At 36.5% G+C, this 12,154-nt stretch carries 13 protein-coding genes; 9 read left to right on the top strand and 4 right to left on the bottom strand.

The features are described 5' to 3' along the window. Window positions 1–10 precede the first annotated feature (10 nt). From Q0Q99_RS05165 to Q0Q99_RS05150, 4 genes are all read right to left on the bottom strand, one after another. The gene (locus Q0Q99_RS05165; RefSeq protein WP_293892441.1) at window positions 11–1,480 is read right to left on the bottom strand and encodes an ATP-binding protein; all 1,470 of its coding nucleotides are present in this window, start codon (window positions 1,478–1,480) and stop codon (window positions 11–13) included. A 90-nt stretch (window positions 1,481–1,570) separates the two neighbouring features. Next, the gene (locus Q0Q99_RS05160) at window positions 1,571–2,110 is read right to left on the bottom strand and encodes a CopD family protein (protein ID WP_293892438.1); all 540 of its coding nucleotides are present in this window, start codon (window positions 2,108–2,110) and stop codon (window positions 1,571–1,573) included. A 6-nt stretch (window positions 2,111–2,116) separates the two neighbouring features. Then, on the bottom strand, window positions 2,117–3,130 hold the full coding sequence (hemH, locus tag Q0Q99_RS05155; protein WP_293892435.1) for a ferrochelatase: 1,014 nt from the start codon (window positions 3,128–3,130) through the stop codon (window positions 2,117–2,119). A gap of 19 nt (window positions 3,131–3,149) precedes the next feature. Beyond that, the gene (locus Q0Q99_RS05150; RefSeq protein WP_293892432.1) at window positions 3,150–4,022 is read right to left on the bottom strand and encodes an AraC family transcriptional regulator; all 873 of its coding nucleotides are present in this window, start codon (window positions 4,020–4,022) and stop codon (window positions 3,150–3,152) included. A 228-nt stretch (window positions 4,023–4,250) separates the two neighbouring features. Between Q0Q99_RS05150 and hemA the strand changes: the two genes are divergently transcribed. The 9 genes from hemA to Q0Q99_RS05105 all read left to right on the top strand — a co-directional run bounded on the left by hemA (window position 4,251) and on the right by Q0Q99_RS05105 (window position 12,122). After that, the gene (gene hemA / locus Q0Q99_RS05145; protein WP_293892429.1) at window positions 4,251–5,510 is read left to right on the top strand and encodes a glutamyl-tRNA reductase; all 1,260 of its coding nucleotides are present in this window, start codon (window positions 4,251–4,253) and stop codon (window positions 5,508–5,510) included. Between the two features lie 32 nt (window positions 5,511–5,542). Then, window positions 5,543–6,469, top strand: coding sequence for a hydroxymethylbilane synthase (gene hemC, locus Q0Q99_RS05140; RefSeq protein ID WP_293892426.1), 927 nt, complete (start codon window positions 5,543–5,545; stop codon window positions 6,467–6,469). Beyond that, complete coding sequence (locus Q0Q99_RS05135) at window positions 6,469–7,137, top strand: uroporphyrinogen-III synthase (protein WP_293892423.1); 669 nt, start codon at window positions 6,469–6,471, stop codon at window positions 7,135–7,137. Before hemC ends, Q0Q99_RS05135 begins: the two co-directional genes overlap by 1 nt. Before the next feature lies 1 nt (window position 7,138). Continuing rightward, complete coding sequence (hemE, locus tag Q0Q99_RS05130) at window positions 7,139–8,161, top strand: uroporphyrinogen decarboxylase (RefSeq protein WP_293892420.1); 1,023 nt, start codon at window positions 7,139–7,141, stop codon at window positions 8,159–8,161. Window positions 8,162–8,284: 123 nt separating this feature from the next. After that, entirely contained in the window at window positions 8,285–9,187 is a 903-nt protein-coding gene (gene hemF, locus Q0Q99_RS05125; RefSeq protein WP_293892416.1) for an oxygen-dependent coproporphyrinogen oxidase, read from the top strand. A gap of 79 nt (window positions 9,188–9,266) precedes the next feature. Beyond that, window positions 9,267–10,262, top strand: coding sequence for a porphobilinogen synthase (hemB, locus tag Q0Q99_RS05120; RefSeq protein WP_293892548.1), 996 nt, complete (start codon window positions 9,267–9,269; stop codon window positions 10,260–10,262). Between the two features lie 222 nt (window positions 10,263–10,484). Then, a complete protein-coding gene (locus Q0Q99_RS05115) occupies window positions 10,485–10,853 on the top strand; it encodes a c-type cytochrome (protein ID WP_293892413.1) in 369 nt (122 codons plus the stop codon). A gap of 19 nt (window positions 10,854–10,872) precedes the next feature. Further along, the gene (locus tag Q0Q99_RS05110) at window positions 10,873–11,343 is read left to right on the top strand and encodes a methylated-DNA--[protein]-cysteine S-methyltransferase (RefSeq protein WP_293892410.1); all 471 of its coding nucleotides are present in this window, start codon (window positions 10,873–10,875) and stop codon (window positions 11,341–11,343) included. 65 nt (window positions 11,344–11,408) lie between these two features. Beyond that, entirely contained in the window at window positions 11,409–12,122 is a 714-nt protein-coding gene (locus Q0Q99_RS05105) for a 3'-5' exonuclease (RefSeq protein ID WP_293892407.1), read from the top strand. Window positions 12,123–12,154: the final 32 nt, after the last annotated feature.

Raw genomic sequence — 12,154 nt, 5'->3', positions numbered from 1 at the left:
AAGGTAAATTTTATTTAACAATGGGAAGCGAAACAATAAATGTTGATCCTTTTCCGGGTTCAGTTTCAAATATAATCGTTCCTTTGTAATTTTCTATAATATTTTTTATAATTCCTAAACCTAAGCCCATTCCGCTGGTTTTAGTTGTGAATTTGGGTTCAAATACACGCTGCCTGTTTTCAGCATCAATGCCAATTCCGTTATCTTTTACAGAAATAATTACGTTGTCTTCTTCCTTATCTACCGAAACTAAAACGCGCTTCTCTTCTTGTTCTTCAGGAATGGATTGAATGGCATTTTTTACCAGATTAGTAATAATCCGAATCAATTGTGTTCGGTCTAATTTTGAAATCACATATTCTTCATTGCTTTCAAAAATGATAAAATCTTCGTTAAAAATATCCAAAGCCAACTCCACTACTTGCACCACATTTAATGTTTCGTTTTGCTGTGCCGGCATCGAAGCAAAGTTTGAAAAAGCTGACGCCACAGCACTCATCGTGTCAATTTGCTGAATCAATGTTTTTGAATAATCATTCAGTTTTTGTTTTAATTCGGGATCATTGGCATCAAATTTTCGCTGAAAACTTTGGACTGTCAACCGCATTGGCGTCAATGGATTTTTAATTTCGTGCGCTACCTGTTTCGCCATTTCGCGCCAAGCTTGTTCACGTTCGCTTTGAGCAAGCATCGTGGCACTTTCTTCCAGTTTATCCACCATTTGATTATAGGCATTTATCAACGAATTGATTTCCCTGCTGTTGGCTTCAATAACAATTTTCTCATTCTTTTGATTCAGGCTCGTTTCATTGATTTTATCTGAGATTGTCTTTAATGATTTGGTAATATAACTCGCTAGGAAATACGCCAAAGCGAAGGCTATAATCAGCATAAAAGAATAAACCTGGCTCAAGCGTAACAAAAATTGTTGCAATTCTGTTTCATAAAAACCATCATCTTCCACATAGGGAATATTCAAAATGCCCAAGGGTTTGAATTTATCATCTTTTATCTGGCTAAAAGAAGAGCGGTTTTTGACGCCATTTACATTTTTGATGTCAACATATCTTTTTTCCACGGAGGATTGAACGAGTTTCAGCACATAGGTTGGAATTGGCGGCGCCACTTTATCAACCGAAAATGAGGCTTTGGAAGACTTCAGCAGTTTTCCGTTCAAACCATAAATATTGATTTCCAGGTTGTGAATGTCGGCTAATTCGTGAATTTTATCCTTAAAAATCAAGGAAAGATTTTTTTCTGTAAGCGGATAAGTTGTATTGGAAAGCACATAATTTATATGTTCTTTTATAGCAAACTCTTTTTGATCCAAACGTTTTTGATGGTAATCTTTGGCTTCATTTTTAAACTGGATAATGGAAATGGAAGCCATCAAAATGGAAGCAATTAATATCAATATAATCATCGATAGGAAAATCCTAATCCGAAGCGAAAGCATTGACATTTTGAAGTTTCTCAGCATTATAATTTATTTAACCACGAAGTGCACAAAGCTATCACAAAGCACGCTATTTTCCTTTGTGGCTTTGTGCCTTCTTAGTGTTCTTGTGGTTTATTTATTTTCACGAATTTTCTTGTAGAACTTAAATCCTAACATAATTAAAACCGAAAACAAAACAATTCCGATGACGCCGTAAATCCAGTTAAAAGCATTTTTTAAAATTACTAAAAAAACAACGGCAAAAAGAATAATCGTTGCGCCTTCATTCCACAACCTCATGAAATTCGAACTATATCTGAAAATATTGTTTTGTAATTCTTTATAAATTAAATGACATTTTATTTGATAGGCAACCAGTAAAATTACAAATCCTAATTTGACATGCATCCAAGGCATTTGAAGCCATACCGGCATTAAAATCAGCAACCAAATTGCAAAAGCCACAGTTAAAACTGCACTAGGCCATGTGATGATGTACCACAAACGGTACGTCATTATTTTGTATTGGTTTAGGAGGATTTCTTTTTCCGGCGAAGGTTTATCATTGGCTTCAATTTGATACACAAACAAACGAACAATGTAAAATAAACCTGCAAACCAAGTAATGACAAAGATGAGATGGAGAGATTTTATATAGTTGTAGAGTTCCATTTTATGCTATTTAGCCCAATCTTTAATCCAGTTCGCTACAACGCCACACCATTCATCGCCATCATTCATACACGGAATTGCCAAAAACTCATCGCCGCCATGTACTTTAAATTCATGATTGGCTTCCATTGCAATTTCTTCTAAAGTTTCCAAGCAATCTGAAACGAAAGCCGGAGTTACGACAGCCAGTTTCTTAATACCATTTTCGGGCATTTTGTTAACTTCAACATCGGTGTAAGGTGTAAGCCATTTGTCACCAGCCAATCTAGACTGGAATGTCTGACTATATTTATCATTGGGAATATTTAATAATTCAACAACTTGTTTTGTGGTTTCGTAACATTGATGACGATAACAAAATTCATGTGCTGGCGATGGTGTATTGCAGCAGCTACCATCAATTTTGCAATGTGATTTTGTAATGTCAGTTTTGCGGATATGACGTTCCGGGATTCCGTGATAGGAAAACAACAAATGATCATATTCAAATGTATCAAGATGTTTTTTAATCGAATTTGCCAAAGCTTTCACATAATCTGGTTTGTTATAAAAAGCGGGAACAATCGTGAATTTCATTTCTGGAAAGTGTTTCTTTCTCAACTCTTCAGCCAATTCTAAAATGGTAACCGTGGAGGCCATTGCATGCTGCGGATACAAAGGGAAAAGCATAACTTCGGTAACACCTTTATCTTTTAATTCCTGCAGCCCTTTTTGAATGGTCATGGTTCCGTAACGCATTGATAAAGCAACAGGAATATCTACTTGTTGCTGCACTTTTTCGTGCATTTTTTTAGAAATAACAATTAACGGCGAACCTCCATCAGTCCATATTTTTGCATAAGCAGCAGCAGATTTTTTTGGCCGCGTTTGAAGAATTATTCCACGGACAAGCAGCGCACGTAATAAAAACGGCACGTCAATTACATATTTATCCATTAAAAATTCATCTAAATAAGGTTTTACATCTTTTGCCGTGGGGCTTTCCGGCGAACCCAGGTTTACTAATAATACTCCTTTCATTGCGATATTTTATTTATTGTTATATATTTTGATTAAGCGACATCAAATATTTCTTTGGTGTTGTGGAAAACTTTTTTTTGAACGCCGCAATAAAATGGCTTCCGGTACTATAACCGATTTTTAGGCCAACTTCGTTGACATTATACGAACCACTGTCTAATAATTGTCTGGCGTAATCCATTTTATGATCGAATAAATAGCCATAAACAGTATCGCCATAAATTTGTTTGAAACCCATTTTCAGTTTTTTAAGACTCAAACCAACTTTATCTGCCAATTCTTCCAAACCTGGCGGTTCAGCCATGTTACTGATAATAATTTCTTTGGCTTTTCTGATTTTCAAAACATTCTCTTCATCAATCAAAAATGGGCACTGCTCAGCATTTGGGTCTTCAGAACGATTGAAATACAAACTCAACAATTCGTAGCCTTTTCCTTTATAATACAGATTTTTTATCTGTGGATTTAAATTATAATGAAAAAGTTGGCTCAAAACAATTGCCATCGATGGACTTATATCGTTCTCCTTATAATATTTTCTATCCTTATTTTCTTCACTCAAAAAAGGAATATGATTGGCGTCATCTGAAAATAATCCGTGGAATTTCTGAATAGAAATTATCAATGAAATAACCCAGGAATTAGGTGCCAATTCAAAATTCAGAGGCAATTCTTTTTGTGGGTTATAGAATAAAAGTGACTTTTCATCTTTCAATTCTAAGGCATAGGTTCCTTCATTAAAAATAAATTTTGCTTTTCCTTTTATGCCAAAGTGAAATTGAATAAGTCCTTGTGTTATAGGTCTTTTCACATGAAAACTTTCGTTTCCATCATTTTGAAATCGAATTAAAATAAAGTCATTTTCTATTTTTATCTCTTCTTGAGAACCCATAGCGATATTTTTCCGTATATGTTGTTGAAGTCAAGCAAAAATATTATTTAGAACGAGTCTACATAAATGAGTTTTGAGCACTTGATTTCAGTACAAATTTAATAGAATTTACGTTGATAGGAGCATTTTGGTTTAAAATATCTCAGAGCGACACAAAAAGTCCTTTCAGCGTTACTTTTATAAATTGGATAGTAATATTTTTGTTGAACTTTTTAAGGAAAGTATAATATGGAAAATTTTAATATGACGAAGCACACTTCTTTTTACGCCGTTGGATTGAGTTATAAGAAAGCAGATGCTGCGGTAAGAGGTAAATTTAGTTTGGATACCAATGCTAAATCAACTTTGTTAATGCAAGCGGAAGCGGAAGGAATTGAATCGTTAATCGTTACGTCTACTTGTAACAGAACGGAAATTTACGGTTTTGCCAATCATCCTTACGAGTTAATCAAATTGCTTTGTGAGAACAGCCAGGGAACAGTTGAAGAGTTCCAGGAAGTAGCTTACATCTACAAAAATCAGGATGCTGTTAGTCATATGTTCCGTGTCGGAACGGGTTTAGATAGCCAAATTCTTGGAGATTTCGAGATTATCAGTCAATTAAAAATTGCTTTCAATCAAAGTAAGTCAAACGGATTAGCTAATTCCTTTATGGAAAGACTAGTAAATTCTGTTATCCAGGCTAGCAAAAAAATCAAAACGGATACGGAGATTTCTACTGGTGCTACTTCGGTTTCATTTGCCTCTGTACAATACATTATCAGAAATGTAGAAGACATTTCCAATAAAAACATTCTTCTTTTCGGAACAGGAAAAATTGGTAGAAACACTTGCGAAAATTTGGTTAAACATACCAAACATGACCACATAACTTTAATCAACAGAACAAAAGACAAAGCCGAAAAATTGGCTCAAAAACTGGATGTAGTTGTAAAAGATTATGCTGATTTACAGTTAGAATTACAAAAAGCAGACGTTGTTGTTGTGGCTACTGGCGCACAAAATCCGACGATTGACAAAGCAATATTGAATCTAAAAAAACCGTTATTGATTTTAGATTTATCGATTCCGAAAAATGTAAACGAAAATGTTCAGGAAGTAGAAGGCGTGACGCTTATTCACCTTGATCTTCTTTCTCAAATAACCGATGAGACATTAGAAAACAGAAAGCGTCATATACCCGCTGCCGAAGCAATTATTGAGGAAATCAAGGAAGAATTTACAGCTTGGACAAAAAACAGAAAGTTTGCACCAACCATTCAGGCGTTAAAAGAGAAATTGAATTCAATTAAGGAAAGCGAGTTGAATGTGCAACGTAAAAAGAACTTCAATTTTGACGAAGAACAAGCCGAATTAATCAGCAACCGAATCATCCAAAAAATCACCAATCATTTTGTGAATCATCTAAAGGACGGTGATTCAATGGATGAAGGAATTGAGTGGATTGAAAAAGTATTTCAATTAGAACAAGAGAAATCATTTTTTTAAACACGTTACTTTACGGGAAAAAATAAAACAAAGTGACCAATAAAACCATTCGTATCGGAACCCGTGATAGCCAACTAGCACTTTGGCAGGCACACACGGTCCAAAAACAACTCCAGGATTTAGGATATAAAACGGAAATTATTGCTGTCAAATCGGATGGCGATATCATTCTCGATAAACCTCTTTACGAACTTGGAATCACCGGAATTTTTACCAAAACCTTAGACATTGCCATGATAAATGGGCAAGTCGATATTGCCGTACATTCAATGAAAGATGTTCCCACGGCTTTGCCAAAAGGAATTGTGCAGGCAGCAGTTTTAGAGCGTGCGAATGTTTTAGATATCCTGGTTTTTAAAAAAAATCTCAATTTTCTTAATTCCGAAGGTACAATTGCCACAGGAAGTCTACGTCGTCAGGCGCAATGGTGGAATAAATATCCAAATCATACGGTTGTAGATTTACGTGGAAATGTAAACACCAGAATGCAAAAACTGAAAGAAAACCACTGGAACGGAGCTGTTTTTGCTGCTGCTGGTTTGGAGCGAATTAATCTCAAACCCGACACTTTTATCAACCTCGACTGGATGATTTCTGCACCGGCTCAAGGCGCAATGGTAGTTTTGGCTATGGAAAATGACAGCTTTACCATTGATGCGGTTTCTCAACTAAATGATATTGAAACGGAAATATGTACTTATATAGAACGTCAGTTTCTGAGAACACTCGAAGGAGGCTGTACAGCACCAATCGGAGCGTTGGCAACATATAATGAAGAAGACGATACGATAGATTTCAAGGGTGTTTTGCTCTCTATTGACGGAAAACAAAAACTGGAAATTGATAAAAAAGTTGACATTTCACAGTGGAAAAAATTGGGATTTAACTCCGCTCAAGAAATCTTAGAAAATGGTGGCGCAAAGTTGATGACAAAAATCAAAAACGAATTGAAAAAATAATGCAAAACCAAATTAGCATAGTATCAACTAAGAAGCTTTCAGAAAGACAAAAGCAGCAATTGTTGAGTGCTAATTTTTTAGTTTTTGATGAAGATTTTATCGCAATTCAAATCAAGAATTTTGAAATTGAAAAAACAAATGAATATTTAATTTTTTCAAGTCAAAATGCCGTAGAAAGCGTTCTTTTAAATAGTAAAATAGTCGATATTAAAATAAAAAAGTGCTTTTGTGTGGGCGAAAAAACCAAAGCATTGCTTGAAGATAATGGGTTTGAAGTTAACGTATATTCTGAGTACGCTTCCGAATTGGCATCTATTATATGTAACCAATATTCAAAAAGCAGTTTTACATTTTTTTGCGGAAATATGCGAAGAAACTTTTTGCCCGATGCTTTGACGTTTGCTAATATTAGTTTGGAAGAAATAAAAGTTTATGAAACAATTCTGACACCGCATAAAATTGATTTTACACCTAATGGAATCTTGTTTTTCAGTCCGTCAGGCGTTAAAAGTTATTTGCAGGAAAACAAAATTGAAGAAGCAGATTGTTTTTGCATTGGCAACACAACCGCCGAAGCATTGAAATATGAAACACCAAACAGAATCATTGCCAACCAGCCGACAATTGAAAGTATAGTAATGAAATGTATAGAAAATTATAGACAATAAAATGATTAAAAACGACCTTTTTTTAAGAGCCCTAAATAACGAAACAGTAGAGCGTCCGCCAGTTTGGATGATGCGTCAGGCAGGAAGATATTTACCGGAATTCAGAGCTTTGCGCGATAAATACGATTTCTTCACCCGTTGTGAAACTCCGGAACTGGCAGCAGAAATTACTGTCCAACCCATCAGAATCGTAAAACCGGATGCTGCTATTTTGTTTTCCGATATCTTGGTTGTGCCACGCGCAATGGGAATTCACGTAGAATTGAAAGACAATTTGGGCCCGATTATTCCAAATCCAATCCGCTCGATGGAGGATGTAAATAAAACCTTTGTTCCCGATGTTCATGAAACATTAGGCTACGTTTTTGACGCCATAAAATTAACCAAAGAAATGCTGAACGATGAGGTTCCACTGATTGGTTTTGCTGGTTCACCATGGACGATTTTCTGTTATGCTGTTGAAGGAAAAGGCTCGAAAAGCTTTGATACTGCTAAAGGATTTTGCTTTTCAAATCCGGTTGCGGCACATACTTTATTACAGAAAATCACAGATACAACAATTTTATATTTAAAAGAAAAAGTAAAGGCTGGTTGCAACGCGATTCAGATATTTGATTCCTGGGGTGGAATGTTATCTCCAGTTGATTATCAGGAATTCTCGTGGAAATACATTAACCAGATTGTTGAAGCATTAGCCGAAGACACTAAAGTTATTGTCTTTGGTAAAGGCTGTTGGTTTGCTTTGAATGACATGGCAAAATCAAAAGCATCGGCTCTTGGTGTTGACTGGACATGTTCTGCAAGGAATGCCCGTTATTTATCTGGCGGAAAAATTACTTTACAAGGAAACTTTGATCCGTCAAGATTATTATCTCCAATTCCAACCATTAAAAAAATGGTGCACGAAATGATAAACGAATTCGGGAAAGACAATTATATAGTAAATCTTGGTCACGGCATCTTACCAAACATTCCGGTTGATCATGCGAAAGCTTTTATAGAAGCAGTTAAAGAATATAAATAGGGCGTGCCCCTTAGGGTCGGGCTTTCCGTTGCAATCTTTTATTATGATTTCCCTTTCGCTTCGCTACAGGGCAATCCTAAAAAAGGATTTCCACTGCAATCCCTCACGCAAAACACGAAAGTAGTGAAAGACAAATTCTATCAATACATACTAAACCTCCAAGACCAAATAACTTCTGGATTAGAAGCAGTAGATTGCACTTCCAAATTTCGTGAAGATATTTGGGAACGCCCGGAAGGCGGTGGCGGAAGAACGCGTGTGATTGAAAACGGAAAAATTATTGAAAAAGGAGGCGTAAACATTTCTGCCGTTCACGGAAAGTTACCGGAAGCAATGCGTCAACTATTCAACGTAGGCGAAGCCGATTTTTTCGCTTGCGGAATTAGTTTGGTTATCCATCCAAAAAGCCCGATGGTGCCAACAGTTCATGCCAATTGGCGCTATTTCGAAATGTATGATAGCAATGGAAAAGTAATAAATTCCTGGTTTGGCGGCGGTCAGGATTTAACGCCTTATTATTTGTTTGAGGAAGACGCAAAGCATTTTCACCAAACATGCAAAACAGCCTGCGATAAACACAACCCTGAGTTCTATCCAAAATTTAAGAAACAATGTGACGACTATTTTTGGAACGCCCACCGCAATGAAGCCCGCGGAATTGGCGGATTATTTTTCGATTACTGCAAAGCAACAGAGGAAATGTCAATGGAAAATTGGTTTAACTTTGTTTCAGAAGTCGGCAATAGTTTCCTCGAAGCATACGTTCCAATTGTCGAAAAAAGAAAAGATTTAGAATACACAGAAGCACAAAAAACCTGGCAGGAAATCCGTAGAGGAAGATATGTCGAATTCAATTTGGTTCACGATAAAGGAACACTTTTCGGATTAAAAACCAACGGTCGAATTGAGTCGATTTTGATGAGTTTACCTCCACACGTGCAATGGGTCTACGACCATCATCCACAGCCAAACAGCGCAGAAGAAAGATTAATTAAAGTATTAGAAAATCCGATTGATTGGATTTAATATACCATTACGAAACTAAGAAAAATTAAGTAAACTCTTAATGAAACTTAACATCTTAATGGTTAAAAAACAAAAAAATATGTTCCCATTACAAAGAGGCAGAAGATTACGAGTAAACGAAAGCATTCGTTCCTTAGTGCGTGAAACCAGCTTAAGTCCGGCAGATTTCATGTTCCCAATGTTTATCACAGAAGGTGAAAACTATCAGTCTGAAATTTCATCGATGCCGGGAATTTTCCGTCGCTCGATTGATTTAACAGTGGAAGAAGTAAAAGAAATATATACACTAGGAATTCGCGCTGTAAACATCTACGTAAAAGTAGACGAAAGTCTAAAAGACAACACTGGGAAAGAAGCCTGGAATCCAAACGGATTAATGCAGCAGGCTATCAAAGCTATCAAAGCAGCTTGTCCTGAAATGATTGTAATGCCGGATGTAGCTCTCGATCCCTATTCCATTTATGGTCACGACGGTATTATAGAAAACGGTGATATTGCCAACGATGCAACGAATGATGCCTTAGTAAAAATGGCCGTTTCACATGCCCAGGCGGGAGCCGATTTCGTAGCGCCAAGCGATATGATGGACGGACGTGTTTTACGTTTACGCCAAGGTTTGGATGCAGCCGGTTTTTCTAATGTTGGCATTATGAGTTATTCCGCTAAATATGCTTCAGCGTTTTATGGCCCGTTCCGCGATGCTTTGGATAGCGCTCCACGAGAAGCGGATGTTGAGGTTCCAAAAGACAAAAAAACCTACCAAATGGATTACGCTAACCGCATCGAAGCCGTCAAAGAAGCACTTATGGATGTTGAGGAAGGTGCGGATATGGTTATGGTGAAACCCGGAATTGCTTATTTAGACATTGTTCGCGAGGTTCGAAATGCAGTAAATGTCCCCGTAACGGTTTTTCATGTTTCCGGCGAATATGCCATGATTAAAGCGGCTTCCGAAAGAGGCTGGCTTGACCACGACAAAATTATGATGGAGCAATTAATGTGTATCAAGCGTGCAGGAGCAAGTTTGATTTCGACTTATTTTGCTAAGGAAGCAGCTATATTGTTAAACAAATAGACCGCAAATTCGCAAATTAAAAATTTTATAAAACTTTGAATTTGCGGTAAAATTATGAGCGGTTGGCTTGGGCTTTATCAGTTGTCCATGCCTGCCTGCCGGCAGGCAGGTTCCCGCTTTCCGTTATATTTTTATACCTGTCAGGTTTTTAAAACCTGACAGGTATAAAAGATACCACTCCAATCGGGGCTATAAGAAAAACGTATTGAATTTTTGTAAACCATGAAAAACTTAGTAATACTATTGTCATTCTTTTCTTTAATTGGGTGTCAAAACAAAGAAGAAAAAAAAACAACTTCCATTGACGAAACAGCGGTAATAGTTTCAGGACAGGAACTCTTTGAAGGAGAAGGAAATTGCATCGCCTGCCACAAACCCGACCAAAAAATCATAGGGCCAAGTTTACAGGAAATAGGCAAAGTCTATAAAGCTAAAAAAGGAAGCATTGTTTCCTTTCTCCAGGCGCAAAGTGTTCCGATTGTTGACCCAAGTCAATACGACATTATGAAGACCAATTTCGCCATTACCAAAAGCATGAGCGAAGAACAATTGAAAGCGTTGGAAGACTATATTTATAGCTTTTCAAAATAATATTTGATAACTTTATCAAATGGAAACAGCTTTTATACAATCACCACTCGGAATCACCAAAATCGTTGGCGATGCAACCGGGATTTCCATAATATCCATTTTAAGTGAAGGAGAAGTTTCTAAAAAAATTCCTAATGAACTTAAAGAATGTATCACACAACTTCAGGAATATTTCAGCGGACAACGAAATCATTTCGATTTCAAACTAAATCCGCAAGGCACCGATTTTCAGCAAAAAGTCTGGCACGAATTATTGAATATTCCTTTCGGAAAAACCATGTCGTATCTCGACTTATCCAAAAAATTAGGCGATGTAAAAGCCATTCGTGCTGTGGCTTCCGCAAATGGTAGAAATCCGCTTTGGATTGTAGTTCCTTGTCATCGAGTTATTGGAACAGATGGTTCGTTAACCGGTTATGCAGGCGGGTTGTGGCGCAAAAAATGGCTTTTAGAACATGAAAGTCCTTCGCAGCAACAATCACTTTTTTAAACTTTTTCTTTCATATTTAAATTACATTGCTTAATTTTAAGTCGGTAAATTCTTAAATTTTTAAAATGATTGAAAAATTAAATCTTAATAACATCCTTTTTCTTGATATTGAAACAGTTCCCGAAGAAGAGAATTTCAATATTCTGGATGATGAAATGAAACAACTGTGGGAACAAAAAACACAGTATCAAAGACGTGAGGAATTCACTCCGGAAGATTTTTATGACCGCGCAGGAATTTGGGCTGAGTTTGGAAAAATTATCTGTATTTCGGTTGGATATTTTGTGAATAAAGGTGACATTAGAAACTTTAGGGTTACCTCTTTTTTTGGGGAAGAGAAGAAGATTCTCAAGGATTTTTCTAATTTGCTGGACAATCACTTTGGACAGGCACAACATGTTCTGTGTGGCCACAATGCTAAAGAATTTGATATTCCGTTTATTGCCAGAAGGATGATTATTAACCAAATTGCAATTCCGAACAAACTCAATTTATTTGGCAAAAAGCCATGGGAAATACCGCATCTGGATACTTTGGAATTATGGAAATTTGGTGACTATAAACATTTTACTTCTTTAAAATTACTGACAAAAATTCTTGGAGTTCCTTCACCAAAAGGCGATATCGACGGAAGCCAGGTTGCGCATGTTTTTTATGTAGAAAAAGACATTGACAGAATAGTAATTTATTGTGAAAAAGATGTAATTGCGGTGGCACAAATCTTCCTTCGACTGCGACGGGAAGATTTATTGATAGATGACGAAATTATTCATGTATAAAAAAGTCCCGAGTTAATCGGGACTTTTTATTA

Origin of the sequence: Flavobacterium sp. (assembly GCF_025352425.1) — a bacterium.
GTDB lineage: Bacteria > Bacteroidota > Bacteroidia > Flavobacteriales > Flavobacteriaceae > Flavobacterium.
Note: the sequence above shows the minus strand (reverse complement) of the source record. Positions and strands in the feature narration are given on the sequence as shown.